Annotated in this window: 21 protein-coding genes and 7 tRNA genes; 17 read left to right on the top strand and 11 right to left on the bottom strand. The window is 74.1% G+C overall.

What is annotated here, in order from left to right; all coding sequences use genetic code 11:
* Positions 1-7: 7 nt before the first annotated feature.
* From cobT to ACZ4VK_RS21165, 3 genes are all read left to right on the top strand, one after another.
* Positions 8-3,721 (top strand): nicotinate-nucleotide--dimethylbenzimidazole phosphoribosyltransferase, encoded by a 3,714-nt coding sequence (gene cobT, locus ACZ4VK_RS21155; protein WP_468354077.1) that lies wholly within the window; start codon positions 8-10, stop codon positions 3,719-3,721.
* A gap of 285 nt (positions 3,722-4,006) precedes the next feature.
* Positions 4,007-5,260 carry a uroporphyrinogen-III C-methyltransferase gene (gene cobA, locus ACZ4VK_RS21160; protein ID WP_468354079.1) on the top strand — a complete coding sequence of 418 codons (1,254 nt, stop codon included), beginning with the start codon at positions 4,007-4,009 and terminating at the stop codon, positions 5,258-5,260.
* Positions 5,261-5,347: 87 nt separating this feature from the next.
* Complete coding sequence (locus tag ACZ4VK_RS21165) at positions 5,348-6,166, top strand: TrmH family RNA methyltransferase (RefSeq protein WP_030551811.1); 819 nt, start codon at positions 5,348-5,350, stop codon at positions 6,164-6,166.
* Positions 6,167-6,177: 11 nt separating this feature from the next.
* Here ACZ4VK_RS21165 and ACZ4VK_RS21170 read toward each other — a convergent pair whose 3' ends face one another.
* Positions 6,178-7,362, bottom strand: a complete 1,185-nt coding sequence (locus ACZ4VK_RS21170; protein WP_468354349.1) for a serine/threonine-protein kinase — start codon at positions 7,360-7,362, stop codon at positions 6,178-6,180.
* 501 nt (positions 7,363-7,863) lie between these two features.
* Between ACZ4VK_RS21170 and ACZ4VK_RS21175 the strand changes: the two genes are divergently transcribed.
* The 3 genes from ACZ4VK_RS21175 (at position 7,864) to ACZ4VK_RS21185 (ending at position 9,581) form a co-directional block, all read left to right on the top strand.
* Positions 7,864-8,031, top strand: a complete 168-nt coding sequence (locus ACZ4VK_RS21175) for a hypothetical protein (RefSeq protein ID WP_384107216.1) — start codon at positions 7,864-7,866, stop codon at positions 8,029-8,031.
* A gap of 225 nt (positions 8,032-8,256) precedes the next feature.
* Entirely contained in the window at positions 8,257-9,240 is a 984-nt protein-coding gene (locus ACZ4VK_RS21180; protein ID WP_468354081.1) for a phosphotransferase family protein, read from the top strand.
* A gap of 47 nt (positions 9,241-9,287) precedes the next feature.
* Entirely contained in the window at positions 9,288-9,581 is a 294-nt protein-coding gene (locus ACZ4VK_RS21185; protein WP_056566617.1) for a TFIIB-type zinc ribbon-containing protein, read from the top strand.
* Positions 9,582-9,630: 49 nt separating this feature from the next.
* On the opposite strand, the gene ACZ4VK_RS21190 is transcribed toward ACZ4VK_RS21185, so the two are convergent.
* The 5 genes from ACZ4VK_RS21190 to ACZ4VK_RS21210 all read right to left on the bottom strand — a co-directional run bounded on the left by ACZ4VK_RS21190 (position 9,631) and on the right by ACZ4VK_RS21210 (position 10,112).
* A tRNA-Val gene (locus ACZ4VK_RS21190) sits at positions 9,631-9,705 on the bottom strand.
* A 42-nt stretch (positions 9,706-9,747) separates the two neighbouring features.
* Positions 9,748-9,819: transfer RNA gene (locus ACZ4VK_RS21195), tRNA-Val, on the bottom strand.
* A 34-nt stretch (positions 9,820-9,853) separates the two neighbouring features.
* A tRNA-Val gene (locus ACZ4VK_RS21200) sits at positions 9,854-9,925 on the bottom strand.
* A 1-nt stretch (position 9,926) separates the two neighbouring features.
* Positions 9,927-10,000: transfer RNA gene (locus ACZ4VK_RS21205), tRNA-Cys, on the bottom strand.
* A gap of 39 nt (positions 10,001-10,039) precedes the next feature.
* Positions 10,040-10,112 (bottom strand) — tRNA-Gly (locus tag ACZ4VK_RS21210).
* A 233-nt stretch (positions 10,113-10,345) separates the two neighbouring features.
* Here ACZ4VK_RS21210 and ACZ4VK_RS21215 point away from each other — a divergent pair.
* From ACZ4VK_RS21215 to ACZ4VK_RS21225, 3 genes are read left to right on the top strand one after another with little or no spacing between them, the layout of a single operon-like run.
* The gene (locus ACZ4VK_RS21215; RefSeq protein WP_468354083.1) at positions 10,346-11,413 is read left to right on the top strand and encodes a chorismate-binding protein; all 1,068 of its coding nucleotides are present in this window, start codon (positions 10,346-10,348) and stop codon (positions 11,411-11,413) included.
* Positions 11,410-12,240 carry an aminotransferase class IV gene (locus ACZ4VK_RS21220; RefSeq protein ID WP_468354085.1) on the top strand — a complete coding sequence of 277 codons (831 nt, stop codon included), beginning with the start codon at positions 11,410-11,412 and terminating at the stop codon, positions 12,238-12,240. Before ACZ4VK_RS21215 ends, ACZ4VK_RS21220 begins: the two co-directional genes overlap by 4 nt.
* A gap of 42 nt (positions 12,241-12,282) precedes the next feature.
* Positions 12,283-13,122 carry a GNAT family N-acetyltransferase gene (locus ACZ4VK_RS21225; RefSeq protein WP_468354087.1) on the top strand — a complete coding sequence of 280 codons (840 nt, stop codon included), beginning with the start codon at positions 12,283-12,285 and terminating at the stop codon, positions 13,120-13,122.
* A gap of 10 nt (positions 13,123-13,132) precedes the next feature.
* Here ACZ4VK_RS21225 and ACZ4VK_RS21230 read toward each other — a convergent pair whose 3' ends face one another.
* Positions 13,133-13,648 carry a DsbA family protein gene (locus ACZ4VK_RS21230; protein WP_468354089.1) on the bottom strand — a complete coding sequence of 172 codons (516 nt, stop codon included), beginning with the start codon at positions 13,646-13,648 and terminating at the stop codon, positions 13,133-13,135.
* A 148-nt stretch (positions 13,649-13,796) separates the two neighbouring features.
* Between ACZ4VK_RS21230 and ACZ4VK_RS21235 the strand changes: the two genes are divergently transcribed.
* Together ACZ4VK_RS21235 and ACZ4VK_RS21240 are read left to right on the top strand one after the other, a co-directional pair.
* A complete protein-coding gene (locus ACZ4VK_RS21235) occupies positions 13,797-14,210 on the top strand; it encodes a hypothetical protein (RefSeq protein ID WP_468354091.1) in 414 nt (137 codons plus the stop codon).
* Between the two features lie 111 nt (positions 14,211-14,321).
* On the top strand, positions 14,322-14,486 hold the full coding sequence (locus tag ACZ4VK_RS21240; protein WP_468354093.1) for a hypothetical protein: 165 nt from the start codon (positions 14,322-14,324) through the stop codon (positions 14,484-14,486).
* An 11-nt stretch (positions 14,487-14,497) separates the two neighbouring features.
* Here the strand turns inward: ACZ4VK_RS21240 and ACZ4VK_RS21245 are convergent, their stop codons facing one another.
* Together ACZ4VK_RS21245 and ACZ4VK_RS21250 are read right to left on the bottom strand one after the other, a co-directional pair.
* Positions 14,498-15,055, bottom strand: coding sequence for a CGNR zinc finger domain-containing protein (locus ACZ4VK_RS21245; RefSeq protein ID WP_468354095.1), 558 nt, complete (start codon positions 15,053-15,055; stop codon positions 14,498-14,500).
* Between the two features lie 191 nt (positions 15,056-15,246).
* Positions 15,247-15,660, bottom strand: a complete 414-nt coding sequence (locus ACZ4VK_RS21250) for an SsgA family sporulation/cell division regulator (RefSeq protein WP_015032345.1) — start codon at positions 15,658-15,660, stop codon at positions 15,247-15,249.
* Between the two features lie 190 nt (positions 15,661-15,850).
* Here ACZ4VK_RS21250 and ACZ4VK_RS21255 point away from each other — a divergent pair, with 190 nt between their 5' ends.
* On the top strand, positions 15,851-16,273 hold the full coding sequence (locus tag ACZ4VK_RS21255; protein ID WP_468354097.1) for a TIGR02611 family protein: 423 nt from the start codon (positions 15,851-15,853) through the stop codon (positions 16,271-16,273).
* Positions 16,274-16,327: 54 nt separating this feature from the next.
* Positions 16,328-16,402, top strand: a tRNA-Val gene (locus ACZ4VK_RS21260).
* Between the two features lie 49 nt (positions 16,403-16,451).
* Here ACZ4VK_RS21260 and ACZ4VK_RS21265 read toward each other — a convergent pair.
* On the bottom strand, positions 16,452-18,956 hold the full coding sequence (locus tag ACZ4VK_RS21265) for an SCO7613 C-terminal domain-containing membrane protein (protein WP_468354099.1): 2,505 nt from the start codon (positions 18,954-18,956) through the stop codon (positions 16,452-16,454).
* A gap of 93 nt (positions 18,957-19,049) precedes the next feature.
* Here ACZ4VK_RS21265 and ACZ4VK_RS21270 point away from each other — a divergent pair, with 93 nt between their 5' ends.
* Positions 19,050-19,496, top strand: coding sequence for an SRPBCC family protein (locus ACZ4VK_RS21270; protein WP_468354101.1), 447 nt, complete (start codon positions 19,050-19,052; stop codon positions 19,494-19,496).
* Between the two features lie 39 nt (positions 19,497-19,535).
* Positions 19,536-19,607 (top strand) — tRNA-Val (locus ACZ4VK_RS21275).
* A 48-nt stretch (positions 19,608-19,655) separates the two neighbouring features.
* Here ACZ4VK_RS21275 and ACZ4VK_RS21280 read toward each other — a convergent pair.
* Positions 19,656-20,384, bottom strand: a complete 729-nt coding sequence (locus tag ACZ4VK_RS21280) for an exonuclease domain-containing protein (protein ID WP_468354103.1) — start codon at positions 20,382-20,384, stop codon at positions 19,656-19,658.
* A 121-nt stretch (positions 20,385-20,505) separates the two neighbouring features.
* Here ACZ4VK_RS21280 and ACZ4VK_RS21285 point away from each other — a divergent pair, with 121 nt between their 5' ends.
* Together ACZ4VK_RS21285 and ACZ4VK_RS21290 are read left to right on the top strand one after the other, a co-directional pair.
* Complete coding sequence (locus tag ACZ4VK_RS21285; protein ID WP_468354105.1) at positions 20,506-21,081, top strand: DUF4365 domain-containing protein; 576 nt, start codon at positions 20,506-20,508, stop codon at positions 21,079-21,081.
* On the top strand, positions 21,081-22,394 hold the full coding sequence (locus ACZ4VK_RS21290) for a serine/threonine-protein kinase (protein ID WP_468354107.1): 1,314 nt from the start codon (positions 21,081-21,083) through the stop codon (positions 22,392-22,394). The genes ACZ4VK_RS21285 and ACZ4VK_RS21290 overlap by 1 nt, the downstream gene beginning before the upstream one ends.
* The last annotated feature ends 44 nt before the right edge of the window (positions 22,395-22,438 follow it).

Raw genomic sequence — 22,438 nt, forward strand, 5'->3', positions numbered from 1 at the left:
GGTACGCATGACGGACACCGGCCAGGTCCCGGGCGAGGGACTGCCGGAGAACGCAGGCATGGTCGAGCAGCCGGGCATCCCCGCTCCGGACGCGTACACCTTCCTGGACCCCTCCGGCCAGACCACCGAGGACGACGACCTGCTGCTGATGCCGGGGGCCCAGGGCGCCTGGAGCGAGCATCCGCCGGGCGTCGCGCCCGCGCCGCCGGTCGCCGTGCCGCCCCCGCCGGCGGGACCCGCCGTGCCGGGCGAGGCGGCGCCCCAGCAGGGCGTGCCGCACGCGGCCGTGCCTCATCAGGCCGCCCCGGAAGCGCAGGCCCCGACGGGTGACCCGCTCACCGACCCGCTGCCGGATCCGCTGACGGGCCCGCTGGACTCCGTCGCCCTGGGTGACGTCCTTACGGCCCCGCAGAGCCAGACCCCGCCGCAGGTCGTCCCGCTCACCACGCCTCCCGGCACCCCGCCGCACGGCATCCCGCTCGACCAGCACGCGGGCACTCCCGCGCACGGCGTGCCGGTGGACCAGTTCACGGGCACTCCCGCCCACGGCGTTCCCGCCGACCAGTTCACCGGAACGCCCGCGCACGGCGTCCCCGCCGACCAGTTCACCGGCACCCCGGCGCACGGCGTGCCCGTCGCCCCGCAGGAGTCGGCCCCTGGCCACGGCTACGAACCGGGCATCCTCGACACCGGCGCCCACGAGGCCGCAGGCCGCGACTCCGGCTCCGTCGACCTCGGCGGCGTCCGCGTACCCCCGCCGGCCACGGCCCCGACCCCGCCGCCCGCGCGCCGCCCGCTGCACATGGGCCCGGCCGTCCCCGAGGCCGGCGGCGTCGTGCTCTCGCTGGCCGACCGCGGCCCCGCCGCCGCGCCCGCCGCCCCGCAGCCCGCGCCGGCCCCCGCCCCCGAGTCGCTCGTGGCCACCGGCCCCGCGCCCACGCCGGTACGGAACCCGGGTCCGCCGACCACCGGCCCCGAGTACTTCGACATCGCGCAGGACCAGCAGCTCGCCCCGCAGGGCGCCGAGCCGTGGGCCGCGCAGCCGCAGGAGCCCATGGCACCGGCGGCCGAGGCCCTCCCCGCAGAAACGGTCGTCCCGGTGACCGGCCAGTTCGTCCAGGTCGAGGGCACCGTCCCGACGACCCCCCATCTGGCGCCGACTCCAGTGGCCGAGCCCGTGGCCGAGCCGGTCCCGGCCGCCGAGCCGGAGCTGCCCGAGGCCGTGCCGTCCGCCGAGGCCCCGACCGCCCCCGCGGAGACCGCCCCCGAGACGCCGGCCGAGCCGACGGAGCCTCAGGCGACCGTCCCCGCCCCGCGCGAGGGCGAGCCCTCCGTCGAGCCGGTGACCGCGGCCGCCGAGGAGCCCGAGGCAGACCAGGCCCCGGAGGCCGAGGCGCAGCCCGAGCCGGCCGACGAGCCGGAGCCCGCCGCCGAGGCCCCGGCCGAACCGGTCACGGCCGCGGAGCTCCCGTTGGAGGAGCCGACCTCGGAGGTGGCCCCCGAGGCGACCCCGGAGACAAGCCCGCAGTCCGCCCCCGACGCGACCCCGGAGACGACCCCGCAGTCCGCCCCCGAGGCGACCCCGGAGGCGGCCCCCGAAGAGGCCGCCGTGGAGGCGTTCGCCCACGACGTCCCGTTCGTTCCGGAGGAGGCCCCCGAGGCCCACCCCGAGCCGGCCCCGGAAGCCGCAGCCGTGCTCCCGGAGGAGCAGCCGGCTCCCACCGACGAGACCCCCCTGACCGACGAGCCGGCGGAGGCCCTCCCCGAGCCCGTCGAAGCCATCGAAGCCGCCGAGGCCGTCGAGACAGCAGAGGCCGTCGAGACCACCGAGGTCACGGAGGTCGCCGAGGTCGCCGAGGCCGTCGCTCCCACGGACGCCCCCGAGGCGCTCCCGCAGGAGACCGCCGCCCCCGAAGCCGACCCGGCTGAGGAACCGGCCGCTGCCGACCCGAGCGCGGACGCGGACGGCGAGGAGCCGGTGGCGGAGTCGGCCCCCGCGCCCGGCTACGACGACGCCGAACGCGAGGCCGTCCTCCGCGTGATGCGCGAGCGCCGCGACATCCGCAACGGCTTCCGCTCCGACCCGATCCCGCACGAGGTGCTGCTCCGCGTCCTCGAGGCCGCCCACACGGCCCCCAGCGTCGGCCACTCGCAGCCCTGGGACTTCGTCGTCATCCGCTCCGCCGAGACCCGGCAGACGATGCACGAGCTGGCCCAGCGGCAGCGCGAGGCGTACGCCAGGTCGCTGCCGAAGGCCCGCGCGAAGCAGTTCAAGGAACTGAAGATCGAGGCCATCCTCGACACCCCGGTCAACATCGTGGTGACCGCCGACCCCACCCGGGGCGGCCGCCACACCCTCGGCCGCTACACGCAGCCGCAGATGGCCCCGTACTCCTCGGCGCTCGCCGTCGAGAACCTCTGGCTCGCCGCCCGCGCCGAGGGCCTCGGCGTCGGCTGGGTCAGCTTCTTCGACGAGCGCGAGATGGTCCGCACGCTCGGCCTTCCCGAGCACCTCGAAGTCGTCGCGTACCTCTGTGTGGGATACGTCGACGAGTTCCCCGAGGAGCCCGAGCTGATGCAGGCGGGCTGGTCCAAGCGCCGCCCGCTCGCCTGGGTCGTCCACGAGGAGACGTACGGCCGCCGTGCTCTGCCCGGCGAGGAGCCGCACGACCTGCTCCAGGAGACCGTCGCCGGCATCCGCCCGCTGGACGCCAAGGCGCTCGGCGAGGCCTGGGAGCGCCAGAAGCGCATGACGAAGCCCGCAGGGGCCCTGGGCATGCTGGAGATCATCTCCGCACAGCTCTCCGGCCTCTCCCGGATGTGCCCGCCGCCGATCCCGGAGCCCGCGGCCGTCGCGATCTTCGCGGGCGACCACGGCGTGCACGCCCAGGGCGTCACGCCCTGGCCGCAGGAGGTCACCGGTCAGATGGTGGCCAACTTCCTCGGCGGGGGAGCGGTCTGCAACGCCTTCGCCCATCAGGTCGGCGCCGAGGTCTGCGTCATCGACGTCGGCGTGGCCTCCGAACTCCCGGCCACCCCCGGCCTGCTGCCCCGCAAGGTCCGCCCCGGGACCGCCGACTTCACCACGGGTCTCGCGATGACCCGTGAGGAGGTCCTGGCCGCGATCGAGGTCGGCATCGAGACGGCCAGGGACCTGGTCGCGGCCGGCAACAAGGCGCTGCTCACCGGTGAGATGGGCATCGCGAACACCACCGCGTCCGCTGCCCTGATCTCCGTCTACACCGGCGTGGACCCGACCGAGGTCACGGGCCGCGGCACGGGCATCAACGACGAGACGCACGCCCGCAAGGTGGACGTGGTCCGGCGTGCCCTCGACCTCCACCGGCCGGACCCCGCGGACCCGATCGGCGTCCTCTCGGCGGTCGGCGGCCTGGAGCACGCGGCCCTCGTCGGCCTGATCCTGGGCGCGGCATCCCTGCGTACCCCGGTCATCCTCGACGGCGTGTCGACCGGCGCCGCCGCGCTCGTCGCCCGGGCCATCGCGCCGGAGTCGCTCGCGGCCTGCATCGCGGGCCACCGCAGCGCCGAGCCGGGCCATGTCGCCGCCCTCAACAAGCTGGGCCTGCGCCCCCTGGTCGACCTGGACCTCCGCCTCGGCGAGGGCACGGGCGCGCTGCTCGCCCTTCCGCTGGTGCAGAGCGCGGCCCGCGCGATGCACGAGGTGGCCACGTTCGACTCGGCGGGCGTCACCGAGAAGTAGGACCGAGGACGCGTCCCCCCGCCCGCGGAGGGTGTGGGGGACGCGCGGGACCCAGGGCCGGGACGGAGAAGGCGAGGTGCGGCGCGGCGACAGAGCCGCACGCCCCACGGTCCGGCACGCGCCCTGGAAGGCGTCTCGTCCCTCGAACCCCCCACGGGGAGATCCATCACAGCGTGACAGGGTCCCGTCACCGATATCGTGGGGGTGGGCAACCGAAACCCCGCCCCACCAGCCGCTCCACCGCAGCAGCGGCCCCGCACACATCCTTCCGAGGAGCCGCCCGCCATGGCCGAGCACGCCGATCCCACCGCGCAAGCGGCGACGCACCCCGCCTACCCCGTCGGCCTCCGCCTCGCCGGCCGCCGCGTCGTCGTCCTCGGCGGCGGCCAGGTCGCCCAGCGCCGGCTGCCCGCCCTGATCGCCGCGGGCGCCGACATCACACTGATCTCCCCGTCCGCCACCCCCTCCGTGGACGCCATGGCCGAGGCCGGCGAGATCACCTGGATCAAGCGGCGGTACGAGGAGGGCGACCTCGCCGACGCCTGGTACGCCCTGGTCGCCACCACCGACCCGGCGGCGAACGCGGCCGCCTCCGCCGAGGCCGAGCGGACGAGGACCTGGTGCGTGCGCGCGGACGACGCCGAGGCGGCCACCGCCTGGACCCCGGCGACCGGCCGGGACGCGGGCGTCACGGTGGCCGTGCTCACCGGCCATGACCCCCGGCGTTCCGCCGCCGTGCGCGACGCGATCGTGGAGGGCCTCCGCGACGGTTCGATCGCGGCGCCCGCGCACCGCGCGCGTACCCCGTTCGTCGCTCTGGTCGGCGGCGGCCCCGGCGACCCGGACCTGATCACGGTGCGCGGCCGCCGGCTGCTCGCGGAGGCCGACGTGGTCATCGCGGACCGCCTGGGCCCCCGTGACCTCCTGGACGAGCTGCCTCCGCACGTGGAGGTGATCGACGCGGCGAAGATCCCGTACGGCCGTTTCATGGCCCAGGAGGCCATCAACAACGCGCTGATCGAGCACGCGAAGGCGGGCAGGTCCGTCGTACGTCTGAAGGGCGGCGACCCGTTCGTCTTCGGCCGCGGCATGGAGGAGGCCCAGGCGCTGGCCGCCGAGGGCATCGCCTGCACGGTGGTCCCGGGCATCTCCAGCTCGATCTCGGTGCCGGGCGCCGCCGGCATCCCGGTCACACACCGCGGGGTGGCGCACGAGTTCACGGTGGTCAGCGGTCACGTCGCCCCCGACGACCCGCGCTCCCTCGTCGACTGGGCGTCCCTCGCGAAGCTCACCGGCACCCTGGTCATCCTCATGGGCGTCGACAAGATCGGGAAGATCGCCGAGGCGCTCATCACGCACGGCAAGAACCCGGAGACGCCGCTGGCCCTGGTGCAGGAGGGCACGACGGCGTCCCAGCGCCGGGTGGACGCCACCCTCGCGACGGTCGCGGAGACCGTGAAGGCGCAGGAGGTCCGCCCGCCGGCGGTCATCGTCATCGGCGACGTCGTCACCGAGGGCCCCGGCGAACCGGTGAAGTGACCGGGGGAGGCGTCAAGCGACGTAACCAGCGGTAACCAGCACCTCGCACACATTGGCACCACACCCCGGACAAGGCAGTATCACCTCGTGGCCGAACTCATCACGATCGACGACCCCGACGACCCGCGCCTGCGCGACTACACCGGCCTGACCGACGTCGAGCTGCGCCGCAGACGCGAGCCGGCCGAGGGCCTGTTCATCGCGGAGGGCGAGAAGGTCATCCGCCGGGCGCGGCAGGCCGGGTACGAGATGCGGTCGATGCTGCTCTCCGCCAAGTGGGTCGACGTCATGCGGGACGTCATCGACGAGGTCCCGGCGCCGGTGTACGCGATCCAGCCGGACCTCGCCGAACGCGTCACCGGCTATCACGTGCACCGGGGCGCCCTCGCCTCCATGCAGCGCAAGCCGCTCCCCGACGCCGCCGAACTGCTGGTCGGCGCCCGCCGTGTGGTCGTGATGGAGTCGGTCAACGACCACACCAACATCGGCGCGATCTTCCGCAGCGCGGCGGCCCTCGGCATGGACGCCGTGCTGCTCTCGCCCGACTGCGCGGACCCGCTGTACCGGCGCTCGGTGAAGGTCTCCATGGGCGCGGTCTTCTCCGTCCCGTACGCGCGCCTCGACAGCTGGCCACGGGGTCTGGAGACCGTACGGGAGGCGGGCTTCAAGCTCCTCGCCCTCACCCCCGCGGAGAAGGCCACCTCGATCGACGAGGCCGCGCCGCACCGTCTGGAGCGGGTGGCCCTGATGCTGGGCGCAGAGGGCGACGGCCTGTCCACGCAGGCCCTGCGCGCCGCCGACGAATGGGTCCGGATCCCGATGGCCCACGGCGTCGACTCGCTGAACGTGGGCGCGGCGGCGGCGGTCGCCTTCTACGCGGTGGCGACGGGCCGACCGGAGTCCTGACCGCCGATGTCCTAGCCCTGGAGGGCCTGGGCGGCGGCGATGCCCAGGGCCACCACCAGGGTCACCACCACGAAGACGAAGAGCCGCTGCCGCAGCAGCCGGGGGTTGGCGGGGCGGCGGCCGGTCGACGTGGTGCGGACGCCCGGCCGGGTCGTGGGACGGCCCCCGGTGCGCGGCCCGGCGGACGGCCGGGAGGACGGCCCGGGGCCCCGGCCCTGGGGGCCACGGTCGGCACCCCGCTCGGTCGCGCGCTCGGCGCCCCGCTCCGTTCCGCGACCGGGTACGTCCCGCTCGGTGTACCGCTCGGTCGGCCGTGCGGTGTTCCGCTCCTCGGCCCGCTCCCGCTGCACGGGCGGTCGCGAGACCGGCAGGCCCTGTGCCTCGCGCGCCGCGATCTCCTTGAGCCGCATCGACAGCTGGAGCGTGCTGGGACGGTCCTCGGGGTCCTTCGCGAGACAGGCCCTGATCAGCGGCGCCAGCGCGTCGGGCACCCCGTGCAGCTGCGGCTCCTCGTGCACCACGCGGTAGAGCATGACCTCGGAACTGCCGTGCCCGAAGGGGGAGTCGGCCATCGCCGCGTACGCCAGGGTGGCGCCGAGCGAGAACACGTCGGTGGCGGGGGTGACGGCCGCTCCGCGCACCTGCTCGGGCGCGAGGAAGCCGGGCGAGCCGACGGCCGTGCCCACATGGGTCAGGGTGCTGGCACCGGTGGCCCAGGCGATGCCGAAGTCGATGATGCGCGGGCCCTTGGGGGAGAGCAGGATGTTCGAGGGCTTGAGGTCCCGGTGCACCACCCCGGCCTCGTGGACGGCGACGAGCCCCTCCGAGAGGGCCGCCCCGATCGAGGCGACGTCGGCGGCGCGCAGCGCGCCCTCCTCGGCGACCCGGTCGTGCAGAGAGGGGCCGGGCACGTACTGGGTGGCGAACCAGGGCCGCTCGGCCTCCAGGTCGGCGGCGACGAGCCGGGCCGTGCAACCGCCGCGGATCCGCCGGGCGGCCGACACCTCACGGGCGAACCGCGACCGGAACTCCTGGTCCTCGGCCAGGTCCGGCCGGATCACCTTCAGCGCCACCCGCTGGCCGCGCCGGTCGGACCCCAGGTACACGACGCCCATCCCGCCGGCCCCCAGCCTGCGGTGGAGCCGGAACGACCCGACGATCCGCGGATCCTCGCGCCGGAGCCGCATCATCGCCATGTCCGTCCCCTCGTCCGTTCGACGTGGCACAGCTTACGTAGTGGCGCCCGCACGTGCTCATAGGCCGCGCCCTCGCACCGCGATCGATTGTCAGTGCTGACGGGGAGGAGAGCCCGATGCGTGCGGCCCCGGCACGCTCCAACACCCGTACCCGACAATCCACTTGACGAGGAGTCGGGAGCCGCGCCGGAGGCCCCCGGAGGCGCGCTCCGGACCCTTCGGACCAGGGTGTTCGCGAGGCGGCCCGCGAAGTGAGCCATGTCACCCTTCCGGCGGCTCTTCCGGGCCCCCTGGGGGAAGACCCGGGGTTCCACGCCCCCGTCTCCACCCAGGGGAGTACGTCGCACGGGCGGCCCTCATCCTCCGGGAGGCCCGGAAGTCGGTACGAGGGCATGACGTCCCGGCGCTCCCGGCTCCCTAATGTTGAGGTCAAGCGGCGGGTGCAGCACTCGTCCCCCGAGGTCACGCACCCGCCGCGCCAGACATGACAGGAGAGGAACCATGGCTTACACGGCACCGCGGACGAGCACCCGGCCTTCGAGCCGGCGTCACCCCCTGGTGGCCACCGCCATGGTCCTCCCTCTCGCGGCCCTGCTCGTCGTCGTCTTCGGCGGCTGGGAAGCGGTGGTCACACAGGCGTCGTCCGTGGGCGTGATGCTGGGGCGCTGAGCAGCGCCCCGGACCCGGGAGAGCGGCCCGGGTCGGGACATCCGGCCATCAACCCCGTGGGGACGGGGGTGCGGCGGACGGCAGCGTGGGGCCGGTCAGCTGGGGAGCTGACCGGCCCTCGCGCTTCCCCGAAGAAACCGGCCCCGCACGACCCTTCCCGTACGCTCCCGAACTTCCCCTCCCCGTACGCGCCCCCGGATTTCCCCTCCCCGTACGCTCGCCCCCGTGGACTCCACCGACCGCCCCCCGCTCGACCGACTCGCCGAGCTCGCCCGCACCGCCGCCCACCGCTCCGGTGACCCCTGCCGCTGCGCGAGCGGCCTCGTCCGGGTGCTCGCGGACCGGGACGACGGGACCGTCGTACGGCACGGGCGGCTCGTCGCCAAGGCCCACGCACCCGGCACCGACCCCGAGGCGCACCGCGCGCGGCTGGCCCTTGCCGCTCACCCGGACGTCGCCGGTGTCTTCCTCCCGCCGCTTCCGGCGCCCGGCCCCGAGGACGTCGACGGCCGCCCCGTCACGGTCTGGCCGTACGGCCCGCCCGTCGACCCGGCGGACCCCGACGCCGCCCCCTGGGAGGACGCGGCGCGGCTGCTGGCCCTCCTCCACCGGACTCCGCCCCCGCCGGAGGTCGCGGGCCGGCTTCCGGAGATGCGGGCCCCCGTCAAGGCGGCCCTCGCCGTCGAGCGGATGCGCCGGACGGCCCCGGAACACCCGGCCGCCCCGACCGTCCTCGCCGCCTGGCGGTCCGTCCCCGACCGTGCCGCACCGGGCCCCCGGCTCCTCTGCCACGGCGACGTCCACCTCGGCCAACTGGTCCGCGCCACCGGGCCGGAGCCGGTCCCGGGCCCCCGGCCCGCGCACACCGGCCCCTGGCGGCTCATCGACATCGACGACCTTGGCCTCGGCGACCCGGCCTGGGATCTGGCTCGCCCCGCGGCCTGGTTCGCCGCCGGCATCCTGCCCCCGGAGATCTGGTCCCGCTTCCTCGGCGCGTACCGGGAGGCGGGCGGCCCGGCCGTGGGCGCCGACCCCTGGGTCCAACTCGACGGGCCCGCCCGCGCCTTGACGGTGCAGACCGCCGCCCTGGCCCTCGCCAAGTCGAGGGCCGAGCGCAGACCGCTCGACGAGGTGGAGGAGGTGATGATCGACACCTGCGCCCGCATCGCCGGACATCGAACCGACCCGGCCCCTTCGGCGTCCACATAAGGTGAAGCCACCATACGAACGGCGATGTCAGGGAGTTGACCCGACCCATGCAGTGTCCCAAGTGCCACGCGGCCATGCACACCTACAACCGCAACGGTGTCCAGATCGAGCAGTGCAGCGGCTGCCGTGGGATATTCCTGGACTACGGCGAGCTGGAGGCCCTGACCCGTCTGGAGTCCCAGTGGACCCAGCCGGCCCCGCCCGCGCCGCCGGCCCCCCAGGCGTACCCGGCGCAGCCCGCCCCCGCCGCTCCCGCCTGGGGTGCCCCGCACCACGGCGGCCACCACGGCGGCGGTCACTACCGCCAGCGCGGCTTCGGCCGGATGCTCTTCTCCTCCTGAGGGGTACGAGAAAGCCCCCGGCCGCGAGATGCGGCCGGGGGCTTCTTGGTGGTGCGCGATACTGGGATTGAACCAGTGACCTCTTCCGTGTCAGGGAAGCGCTCTCCCGCTGAGCTAATCGCGCGGGGTGGTGCACACGTCGTACCCGAAGGCACTGCGTACTGCGTGCGCGATACTGGGATTGAACCAGTGACCTCTTCCGTGTCAGGGAAGCGCTCTCCCGCTGAGCTAATCGCGCGGGGGATCCGAAGATCCAGGACCCGAAGGTCCAGTGGACGATACTGGGATTGAACCAGTGACCTCTTCCGTGTCAGGGAAGCGCTCTCCCGCTGAGCTAATCGTCCTTGGAGGTGGAGACGGGATTTGAACCCGTGTAGACGGCTTTGCAGGCCGTTGCCTCGCCTCTCGGCCACTCCACCAGGAGTGAATACAGGGGTTCGGGAAGATCCCCCACATCGAGCGGACGACGAGATTCGAACTCGCGACCCTCACCTTGGCAAGGTGATGCTCTACCAACTGAGCCACGTCCGCTTGTCGTTTCCGTTTCGCTTGCGCGTCCCGGCGACGTGTTGAACTCTAGCGGATTCCTGGGCCAGCACAAAAACGCGTTTCCGCAGCGTGCTGACCTGCGCGCCGACCCCGGTGCCCGGCAGGGCGTCCCGGAGGGTTCCCGTGGCGTTCACTCGCCGTGTTCCCCGAGTGGCACGGAGCCGCCATCGGACAAGCGTCCGGTGTCCCACCCTCGGCAGACCTAGACTCGACGCGTGCACGACCTTGCTCCCCTGGCCCGCTTCGGCGGCCTCGTCGCGACCGACCTCCGGGACGTCACCCACGACCCCGAAGCCCTGGACTCCTCCGGCTTCTGGGCCGTCTGCGCGGACTTCGAAGGGCGTCTGACCTGCGCCCGCTTCGGAGACGTGCGGCTCGACCCCGTCCGCGCGCCCGTCCCGGGCGCCTGGCGCGGCCCCGCCGCCGGTGACTGGACGTCGTCCCTCGACCGCGCCGCGTACATCGAGGGCGTCCGGCGCGTGCGCGAGCACATCGCGCGCGGCGAGGTCTACCAGGCGAATCTCTGCCGGGTGCTGACCGCGCCGCTGCCGGAGCCGGCCCTCGCCGACGTCGACGCACTCACCGCGCTCCTCGCCAGGGGGAACCCCGCCCCCTACGCCGGAACGATTCGGCTGCCCGCGCACGGCGTGGAGGTCGCCACCGCCTCCCCGGAGCTCTATCTCCGCAGGGAAGGGGCGACGATCACCTCCGGCCCCATCAAGGGGACCGGCCGCACCGCCGCCGACCTCCTCCCCAAGGACCACGCGGAGAACGTGATGATCGTCGACCTGGTCCGCAACGACCTGGGGCGGGTCAGCCGGACCGGCTCGGTCGCCGTCCCCGCCCTCTGCGCGATCGAGGAGCACCCCGGGCTCGTGCACCTCGTCTCCACGGTCACCGGCCTGATGCGCGAGGACGCCGGCTGGCCCGAGCTCCTCGACGCCACCTTCCCGCCCGGCTCCGTCACGGGCGCCCCCAAGTCCAGTGCCCTGCGGATCATCGAGGCCCTGGAGACCGCCCCCCGCGGCCCGTACTGCGGAGGCGTCGGCTGGGTCGACGCCGACCTGGACACCGCCGAGCTGGCCGTCGGCATACGCACCTTCTGGATCGACCGCCCCGAGGGGGTGCTCCGCTTCGGCACAGGAGCAGGGATCACCTGGGGCTCCGACCCGGAGCGCGAGTGGGAGGAGACCGAGCTCAAGGCGGCCCGGCTCGTCGCGATAGCGTCGGGCGCCTACGAGTCAGGCGCCCTTGAGGCGAGCGGAAAGGCCACTTCTCGATGAAACTCTGGGTCAACGGCGGGCTGCACGACGCGGACACCGCCCTGGTCTCCGTACTGGACCACGGACTGACCGTCGGCGACGGTGTCTTCGAGACGGTCAAGGCCGAGCGGGGCGGAACGTTCGCCCTGACGCTTCACCTGGAGCGGCTCACCCGCTCCGCCCGCGGCCTCGGCCTGCCGGACCCCGACCTCGACGAGGTCCGCCGCGCCTGTGCCGCGGTCCTCGAGGCGAACCCGATGGAACTCGGCAGGCTCCGCATCACGTACACCGGTGGTCTCTCCCCGCTCGGGTCGGAGCGCGGCGACGCCGGTGCCAGCCTCGTCGTCGCCCTCGGCGAGACCGGCCGCCGCGCCGACTCCACCGCCGTGATCACCGTGCCCTGGACCCGCAACGAGCGCGGCGCCCTCACCGGCCTCAAGACCACCTCGTACGCCGAGAACGTCGTCGCCCTCGCCAGGGCGCGCGAGCGGGGGGCGTCCGAGGCGCTCTTCGCCAACACCGTCGGGCAGCTCTGCGAGGGCACCGGCTCCAACGTCTTCGTCGTCGTCGACGGCCGGATCCTCACCCCGCCCGTCTCCTCCGGCTGCCTCGCGGGCATCACCCGCGCCCTGGCCGTGGAATGGACCGGCGCGCGGGAGACCGACCTGCCGCTGGACGTCCTGGAGAGCGCCGAGGAGATCTTCCTGACCTCGACCCTCCGCGATGTGCAGGCCGTGCACCGGGTCGACGACCGGGAGCTGTCGGCGACGCCCGGCCCGGTCACCGCGAAGGCGATGCGGATCTTCGATGAGCGGGCCGCGGAGGACCGGGACCCGCGCCTCGGGTAAAACCTGATGACGGACGGCCCCGGGGTGGGTAGAACACCTCTGATGACCACCACCCTGCGGCCGGCCGAGCCGCTTCAGCAGACGCCCGACGGCGGCCGCTCCCGTACCTACGACGTGTGCGTGAACAGCCGTCGCGTCGGTTCCGTCCATCTCTCCACCGATCCCGGTTTCGGCGCCGCCTCCGGCGTGATCAGCCGCCTCGGCGTCGACGAACCCGACCGGGGCCGGGGCCGGGGGACGGTCGCGGCGCTCGCCTCCGAGGAGGTGCTGCGGAACTGGGGCTGCGTCGAGGTGCAGATATCGGTGCCCGCCGACGCCGAGGCGGCGCTGCGGATGGCCCGTTCGCTCGGCTACACCGAGCGCAGCCGGAACATGGTCAAGGAACTGCCCGCCGAGCCGCCGGCGCTGCCGGAGGGCGTCGAGGTCCGGCCGATGACGGAGGCCGAGTACGCGAGGTGGGAGGCGCGGGCCAAGGAGGCTTTCGCGCGGAGCTGGATCGACCGGGGGGTCCCCGAGGACCAGGCCCGCACCAAGGCGGAGAACAGCCACCTGACGTATCTGCCGGAGGGCCTGGCCACGCCCGGCGTCGCGATCCACGTGGTCGTCCGCGACGGCCGGGCCGCCGGTTATCTGTGGACCGGCCGGATCGAGCTGGAACCGGGGCGGTGGGCGGCCTTCGTGTACGACATCGAGGTCGACGAGGAGCAGCGCGGACGCGGCTACGGGCGGGCGCTGATGCTGCTCGCCGAGCGGGTCGCCCGGGAGGCCGGGGAGACCCTGCTCGGACTGCACGTCTTCGCGGGCAACACCCCGGCGATCCGGCTCTACGAGTCGCTCGGTTACCGCACCACCTATGTCAACAGCGCGAAGGTGCTGCGGTAGGGGAGGGCCGTCAGGCCTTCAGGAGGCGGTCGGCGATCTCCTCGACGCGCTCGCGCAGTCCGTCCTGGCTCTGGCCGCCGTCCAGGCGCTCGCCGCCGATCACATAGGTCGGCGTGCCGGTGACCTTGATGGCCTTGCCCTCGGCCTCGTCCGCGTCGACGGTCAGGAGGTGCCGGCCGTCGATCAGGGCGGTGTCGAACTCCTCGGCGTCCAGGCCGAGTTCGCCGGCGATCTCCATGAGCACCGGCTCGCCCCGCTCGCCGAGCTCGGCGGTCCTGGCGAGCAGCGCCTCCACGTACGGCCAGCCCTTGCCCTGGTCGACGGCCTCCTCGGCGGCCTGGGCGGCGGCGTACGCGTGCTTGTGCTTCGCCAGCGGGAAGTGGCGCAGCTGTACGGCGAGCCGGTCGCCGTACTTCTCACGGAGCGCCCGGACGTCGTCGAGGGCCTGGAAACAGTCGGGGCACTGGAGGTCGAACCACGCCTCGAGGACGACGGGGGAGGCGGGCGCGGTGGTGGAGTCACTCATGACAGCAGTCTCCCTCACCGGGACCTGGGGAGGAGATCCGGAGGGGACGACCCGGAGATCTCCCTGAGACCGGCCTCGGGACATGGCCCCGGACGGCCCCGCCGGTGCAGGATGGAAGGGACGTATCACCCGGGACCTGGAGGACCGCATGCTGGCCGAGACCATCTGTTCCGCGGTGTCCGCGGCGGGCCTGGGCATCGCCGCGATCACGGCGTACCGGAAGCGCTTCCTGACCGCTGCCCGGATCGTGGCCTACGCCCTGGTGCCGATCGGCCTGGTGATGACGGGCGCGGTCGAGTGGATCGCGGGCACGGCGTTCAGCCCGGTCGCCTGGGCCGGATTCGGTGTGCTCGGTGCCGCGTGGCTGCTCTTCCTGTCCACCCGGGCCGTCGAGCGGCGCCGGGGCGGCCGCAAGGAGACCACCGGTGGGGCCGAGCCGAGAGCGGTGGCCCCGGGGGCGTCGGCGCCCTCGCGCGCCGTGACGGCGAAGCCCGGGGCCGGCCAGGCCGCGGGGGACGACTTCAGCGACATCGAGGCGATTCTGAAGAAGCACGGAATCTGACCGCTTCTGGCGGTTCGCGTTCCCATGATCCACGGGAAGGGATGAACGGCCTTGCCGGTGGGGCGTGTTGCGTGATTTCCCGGGGCCCGGGTGCGCGATCATCCCCCCGAGATGCTGGATACCTCGCGGGACACCGTCCCCGCCGCCCCCGATGTCCCTGTCCAAGAGCCGCGCGGCTGTCTGTTCGCGCTCTCCCAGCCCCCACTGATGATCTTCCTCGGGGTGATCGGCTGTCTGCTGCTCATGGCGGCCGTGCACGACCTCTTCGTCCTGTGACGGCCCCCGCCTCAGCCCGCCGCTTCCTTGCGGCGCGCCCGGTACGCGGCCACGTGCAGACGGTTGCCGCAGGTGCGGCTGTCGCAGTAGCGGCGTGAGCGGTTGCGGGAGAGGTCGACGAAGGCCCGGCCGCAGTCCGGTGCCTCGCAGCGCCGCAGCCGCTCCTGCTCGCCCGCCACCACGATGAACGCGAGGGCCATGCCGCAGTCGGCCGCGAGGTGGTCCGCCACCGAGGCGCCCGGCGCGAAGTAGTGCACGTGCCAGTCGTAGCCGTCGTGGTCGGTGAGCTGCGGCGTGGTGCCCGCGCCCGCCACCAGCTGGTTGATCAGGGGGGCCGCGATCCGCGCCTCGGGCGCGGAGAAGACCGCGGCGAACTTCTCGCGCACCTCGCGGACGGCCCGCAGGTCGTCGGCGTCGAGATCACCCACGTCGCTGATCTTGTGCGCGTGGACGAAGGTCCGCAGCCCCGGGAGGTCGGCGAGCTCGTCGGCGCGGTCGCCCTGTGGCGCGGTGTTCATCAGATCGACGACGGTGTCGAGGGCGATCCGGGTGTCGTGGGGGATCAGCACGATTCGCTCCCTGGCCGGCCGCGGGCGGGTGCCCGCGGAATGGCGCTGACTTTAGCGCGACCGGGAAAAGGACAACGGCGCCCACCACCGCGCCGGCTGCGCGGTGGGGGACGCCGGTGTCGTGCCTATGTGGCTGCCCGCGCGGCGCCGTCGCCCCGAGTCGGACGGCGCCGTGCGGCTCTCGGCCTGGCTCAGCTGTCGGCCAGGATGTGGGAGAGCTCCGTATCGAGATCGAAGTGCCGGTGCTCGGTGCCCGGTGGCACGGCGGCGTCGGTCCTCTTCAGGAACGACTCCAGGGCCCTCGCCGGGGCCTCGAGCAGGGCTTCTCCCTCGGGGGAGCTCAACGCGATGCAGACGACTCCCTGACCGTGGCTACGCGACGGCCAGACGCGGACGTCGCCCGTGCCGGTGGGCCGGTGCAGCCCCTCGGCGAGAAGGTCGCGGGCGAAGACCCATTCGACCGTCTCCTCGGCTCCGGTGTGGAAGGTGGCGTGCACGGCATAGGGATCGGCCGTGTCATACCGCAGGCCCGCGGGTACAGGCAGTGAGGACTCGCTCGACACAACGAGGCGCAGGTGCAGCTCGCAGCTGACCGTGGTGTTCATAAGCGCCAGGGCCTTTCGCTCAGTGTGCGCTCGGGGATTCGCACGTCGGCGAAATCGACATGCCACCTCCGGTGGCGTTGTAAACCCCTCTGTCGGTTTTGTGAGTGTTCAGGTAGCTCGTTCGGAGGACTGTGACCTGCGGTAATACGACCGTTCCGGTGACGGCGCCCCGTCCGGTAAGTTGGGAGGCATGAATGCGGAGAGTGACGAGCGCGCCGGGGAGTCCGCAGGCGGCAAAGAAGCCGAACTGGGATCCCGCGCACCGGAGTTCATCAAGTCCCGGCGAGGCCTGCATCTGAGCTGGCAGGTCGGCGTCTTCATCGTGGGACTCGCCGTGGTCGGCGCCGGAGTGGTGATGCTGCCGCTGCCCGGGCCCGGCTGGCTGGTCATCTTCGGTGGCATGGCGATCTGGGCGACCGAGTTCGTCTGGGCACAGCTCGTGCTCCGCTGGACCAAGCGCAAGGTCACCGAGGCCGCCCAGCGCGCCCTCGACCCCAAGGTCCGCCGCCGGAACATCATCCTGACCACCGTCGGCCTGGTGATCATCGCCGTGCTGCTCGGGATCTACCTCTGGAAGTTCGGCTTCGTCATGCCGTGGAAGATCGACCAGTGACCCTCGGATGGTTCGGGAGCCCCGCTGACATGCGGTAATGTTTGCGGTGCACCGGGGCGATTAGCTCAGTGGGAGAGCACTTCGTTCACACCGAAGGGGTCACTGGTTCGAACCCAGTATCGCCCACCACCCGGACCGAAGGCCCGGAGACGGAAGACCGTCTCCGGGCCTTCGGCGTTCACCCCATCCGCGCGACCCGGTCCCGGAGCCTCCGGGCGTCCCGCAGCCGCTGCTCGTACGTGGCGCCCACCGCGAGCAGCAGGAGCCCGGCGAGGGCCGGTGGCAGCCAGCGCGGCAGCGCGCCCACCACCTGCACCACGTACGGCGCCAGCTCGTGCAGCCCGTCCAGGGCGAGGACCACGCCGCCGAGGACCAGCAGCGCCTGGAGCCGGGACCGCGCGCCGATCAGCGTCACCGCCAGGGCCGCGACCCCGAGGAGCAGCGGGCGGAGCCACTCCGGGTCCGTCCAGACCGCGACGAGGCTCGGCAGGAGCGTCGCCGCGAGCCCCGGGCCGTACGCCGTCCAGGACGAGGCCTCGGCGTCCCCGCGCCGCCGCAGGAACCCGACGACGAGAGCGGGCACGGTCACCGGGAGCGTGTACGCCTCCGGGGTCGTCACCTCCCAGTCGGCAAGGCGCACCCAGGTGGCGAGGAGGAGCAGCGCCGCCGCCGTCCACGAGGCGAACCGCCGCCGTTCCGGCCGTACCGCCGTCGCCGCCGCGATCACCCCGCCGAGGGCCAGGGCGAGCGCCAGGAACGCCGGCCGGGACGCGGCGAGGCCGAACGCCGGGAGCGCCACGGCCGCACCGGTGATCTCCGTCGCCAGGGCCACCGCACGCGGGCGCGTCCGGGCCCCCACGGCGGCGGTGCCCGCCGGGACCAGCAGGAGCGCCAGGGCCGTCCAGTGGTCCTCGAACCCGCCGGCGGCCGCCACGGCCCCCACGAGTCCGGTCGCCGTGAGGACCGCGCCGCAGGCCGAGACCACCCTGCGGGCGTCGGTCCCGAGAACCGCCACGCCCGTGAGGAGCCCGAGCACCACAGCGAGAACGGCGAAGGTGGCTCCCCGTACGTCGAGGGCCAGCGCCAGGGCGCTCATGGCGGACGCGAGTCCACCGACGTACGCGCACCACCCCAGGACGGTCCCGGGCTCCACGGCGGCCGAGCCCTGCCCGGGACGCTTGGGGGCCCAGGAGGCCCAGGGAGTCCCCGGTGCGGTCGGCAGGGCGGACGGGGCGGCGGGCGCCGCGCTCGGACGCAGACCGCGCGTCAGCGGGGCCGGACGGACGGTGATCCACAGGGCCGCAGCGGTCGTGAGGAGCTGGAGGACCAGAGTCGCCGCGTACGGCAGGCCGAGCGAGACCGGCAGGGCCGTGAGGAGCGCCCAGGCTAGGGCGAGGGCCCCGCACCGGGCCCAGAGCCGCGGGACGGCCGCGAGAGCGGCGGCGGCCACCGTCACCACCAGGACCGCCGTCGCCGGGTACGAGGTCAGCACACGCTCGGCGTGCTCGCCCGACCACACGCCCGTCGTCCGCGCCATCGGTCCGAGCAGCCCGGCCGCCACCGGCGGCAGCGCCCACACGACCCCGAGCGCCGCCACACCGGCCCCGGCGGAGGCCAGCCCGAGCCGCACCCCACGCGGCGGCCGGAAGCCGCCGCCCTCCGGGCCCGAGCCCGTCGTCACGCCGTCCGCAGACGCCCCGACCCGCGCGGTCAGCGGCCACACCGAGGCCAGGGCCAGGGCGCAGAGCACGTACCCCGGTACCGTCCAGTCCGCCGGGACGGCCGCCCGCAGCAGGCCGCCCAGGGCCGCCACCGCCGCAAGACCCGAGACCACGGAGGCCGCCGCCGCGAGCGCCGGCGTACGCCACGCCACGTACAGCGTCACCGCCGCACCCGCGAGGAGCAGCGGCGCGCCGCTCCACGGCGCGGTGAGCGAGAGCCAGCCGCCCGTCAGGAGCGCCCAGCCGCCGAGGAGCGTCGCACCGGTGACCGCCGTGATCCGGACAGGCGTCGGCCGGGTCCACAGGATCAGCGCCCCGTCCGCGGCGGCCGTCACGAGTGCCGCCCACGCGAAGGCCGTCGGCCCGCCTCCCGCCGCGAGCGCCCCCAGCGGCAGCGGCAGCTGCCCGGCGACCACGGCCACGGGCAGCGGGATCCGCAGCCGGGACAGGGCCGTGCCGTACGCGGTCCACGCGCCCGCGAGGACCGCGGACGCCACCGCCGCGTACCCGAGGCCGTCCGTCTCCGGCAGTGCCACCCGGTGCAGCGCGTACGCGTCGAGCACCATCAGGGCAAGCCCGAGAGCCGCCACCGACTCGGCCGTCGACACCAGGCTCCTGCGGAGGAGTACCACCGGCGCCGCCAGGGCGGCCGAGGTCACCACGAACAGGACCGCGGCCCGTCCGCCGATGCCCATCGAGCCCCAGCTCACCAGGGTGAAGGCGACCGCCGCGATCGTCAGCAGGGTGCCGCCAAGGGTCAGCAGGACGTTCTGCGCGCTCCGCGGTGTCGAGTCCGCCACCGGCGGCCGGGGCGGCGACGCCGCCGTCGACCTGGCCGGCGCGTACAGGACCTGGAGCAGCCAGGCACGCCGGGCGAGCAGCTGGGACCGGCGGGCGTCGAGTCGCGCCAGCTCGCGGTCGACGAGCACCAGCTCGTCGGCGGGCGGCAGTGAGGTGTCCATATCCGGAGTGTGGCCCCGGCCCCATCTGGCGGGAATGCGTCCCCGTACTCATCTTTCCGGCGCTCGCCGTCTGAGTACCTCCACACTGGGGGCATGGACTGGTGCAGGTACCGCTTCCGCAGCGTCTGGCGGCTCGCCGCCCCGCCCGACGCCGTCTACGCCGTACTCGAACGCGCCGAGGAATACCCCCGCTGGTGGCCCCAGGTCCGCGAGGTCGTCCCGCTCGACGACACCACCGGCACGGCGCGCTTCCGCTCGTTCCTCCCGTACGAGCTCGTCGTCACCGCCCGCGCGGTGCGCCGTGACCCGGCAGCCCGCGTCCTGGAGGTCGGCCTCGGCGGCGACCTGGAGGGCTGGGCCCGCTGGACGCTCGTCCCCGAACGGTCAGGGACCCGCGCCGTGTACGAGCAGGAGGTCGAGGTCCGCGCCCGCCTCCTGCGGGCCCTCGCGGTCCCGGGGCGGCCCGTCTTCCGCGTCAACCACGCGTTGATGATGCGCGGGGGGCGGCGGGGGCTCGCGGCCCACCTCCTGTCGGTTTGAACGAAGGGCGCGGGGCCCTGTATGGTTCAACCCGTTCCCGGGCGATTAGCTCAGCGGGAGAGCACTTCGTTCACACCGAAGGGGTCACTGGTTCGATCCCAGTATCGCCCACCGGGTAGAGGCCGGTTCGTCGAAAGACGGACCGGCCTCTGTCATGTGTCACGCCGCCGTGCCCAGTTCGGGCCGCAGCGGCCACGCCGGGTCCACCGTCTCCGGCGTCCCCTGCCGCGAGAACCACGCCTGGAGCCCCCGGGCCTGCGCCGCGTGCCACACCGCCTGCAGCGTGTGCAGCTCCGCCGGCGTCAGCCGCTCGAGCCGGGACGAGAAGCGCCGCGCCACCGCCCGTACGACGTCGAGCGCCGCCGTCGCGTCCGCCGCCGCGTCGTGCGCCCCCGCCAGCTCCACCTCGTAGTGCGCGCAGAGGTCCGTGAGCGTCCGGCGGCCCTTCCGGTAGCGGTCCAGGTGCTTGTCGAGGACCCGCGGATCGAGCACGCACAGCGGGGTGCCCGGCAGGTAGTCGCCGAGCGTGGACGCCCGGTGCCTGCGCAGCTCGCGGTCGAGGATCGTCAGGTCGAACGGCGCGTTCATCACCACCAGCGGCCGTCCCGACGCGACCTGCTCGGCCAGCGCGCGCGCCAGCTCCTCCATCACCGGAGCCGGCCAGCGGCCGTACCGCTGGAGGTGATCGTCCGTCAGGCCGTGGACCGCGGTGGCCCCTTCAGGCACCGGTATGCCCGGATTGACCAGCCAGCGCGTCACCCGCGGCCGTGCCCCCGCGGTGTCCTGCACCACCAGGGCGGCCGAGACGATCCGGTCGTCCTCGACGTCGACTCCCGTGGTCTCCGTGTCGAAAGCGGCCAGGGGCCCTTCGTACCAGTGCATCGTCATCCCTGAACTCCCTGCACACGTGCGGCAGATGGCCAACCCCCTGCCCCGAAACGGTGATACCCGGACTGTTTGCGCCGTACGCGGACCGGTCACAACACAAGGGACGGGGAAGGAAATCGACATGGCGCTCGCCCAGCCCGAGTCGGGAGGGCTGCCGCCCCAGCGGCTGGCACCGACGCGCGGCTCACTCGCCACCACCGCCTGCATGGAGACCCTTCAGGTGGGATACCTGCACGCCGTCGCCGCCGCGGCCGGCTGCTCGCTGTCCCAGCCCTTTCCGGACAACGGCATCGACTGGCACGTCAGTCACGGCTCTCCCGGCCACACCGTCGACGACGAGGTGACCATCAAGGTGCAGCTCAAGTGCACCTACCAGATACCGCCGCGAGCGCCCGGGAGCACGTCCGGGGCGTTCTCGTTCACTCTCGACAACGACCACCTGGTGAAACTCGCCAGGACCCCGGTGTCCGTGCACAAGATCCTCGTCGTGATGCTCGTCCCGAGGTCACAGGAGGACTGGCTGAGAGCGAGCCACGACCGGCTCGACCTGCGGCACTGCTGCTACTGGATCAACCTGGCCGGACACCCGGTCACGGGACGGCGCCGGACCACCGTGCGCGTCCCGACGGCGCGGATCTTCGACGACCGGGCACTCTGCGAGATCATGACCCGGGTCGGCGTGGGAGGGAGACCTTGATGCACCGACCGATCGACGAACCGAGGTTCGGGGACGAGGGGGCCGGGGACGGCCCCGTCTCCGTTCCCCCGCCCTACCGGCCCCACCCGGCCCCCGGCGACCTCCCCGGACCCTGGACGGGCGTCCCGGCGCCGCCCGCCGGACCCTGGGCCGACAGCCAGGGCACACCCGACCCGGGCAGGGTCGACCCGCGGGTCCTCGGCGCCCTCCTCGCCCGCCACGGATGGCGGCGGCGCGGCGGGGCGGCCGGCCGTTACAGCCGCTGGACCCCGCCCGGCAGCGGCACCGGCACCAGCCTCCTCGTCCCGGAGAGCCGGGCCTTCCCGGACTGCGAGGACCTGCTCGGCGAGGCGCTCACCGCCCTCGCCCGCAGCGCCACACCGTCCGCCCGCGAGGTCCTCACCGGCCTGGCCGTGCCCAGCGACGAGATCCGCTGGTGGCGCGACGTGCCCCCGGGGCCCGCCGGCACCGTTCCCTGGACCGTGCAGGAACAGCTCAGGTCCGCCGCCCGCCAGCTGCTCCTGGCCGGCGCCCTCGCCGTGCGCGGCAGGGCGGGCTACTACGGGGCCCGGCACCGGCGCCCCGCGCAGGCCTCCCTGGAGACCGTCGTCGTCGGCGCGGCGCCCGGCGGGCGCGGCCTCACCGCCTTCCTGCCGGTCGACCCGGGCCGCCCCATCGCCGTCCGGCTCTACCACGCGCTCCACGCGGCCCGCGAGGCCACCGACTACCAGCGGGCCACCGGCGGCATGGAGGCCTTCGACGCGGCGGTCGCCGCGGGCGTCAGCCGCGAGCTCACCGAGGCCCTCGTCGCCCTCGTCCGCGGCACCGAGGGCGCCCGCATCGCCCTGGAGTGGGCACCGTCCGCCGGGGCGCCGGAGGGCTGTGCGCCCCGGCCCGAACCGGTCGAGTTCTCGCCGGGCGACCTGCCGGCCCTGCGGGAGGCGAGCGCCCGCTACCTCACCGGCGAGCCGTCCGTGCCGGTCCGGCTCACCGGCGCCGTCGTCCGCATGCGCCGCTCGGGTCCCCGCGGCGACGGCACCGTACGCCTCCGGGTGCTCGCCGGGGCGGAGGTCCCGCACGTCCGCGTCACCCTCGACGAGGAGGCGTACCGCACAGCGGGCCAGGCCCATCTCGTGGGGCTCCCGATCCGGGTGGTGGGCCGCCTGGAGAGCCGGGGCGGCTTCCGCCGCCTCACCGACGCCTCCGGGGTCGTCCCCGTCCAGGTCGACGAGACGGAACGGGACCGGCTGATGAAGGCACTCCAGGAGAACCTCGACTTCTTCGAGGAGGTCTGCGGCCCGGACGAGGGGTGAGGCACGAGGGAAACCGTTTCGCGGGTGGGACGGTCACCTCGGTA

Source organism: Streptomyces sp. NPDC028711, from assembly GCF_055565415.1.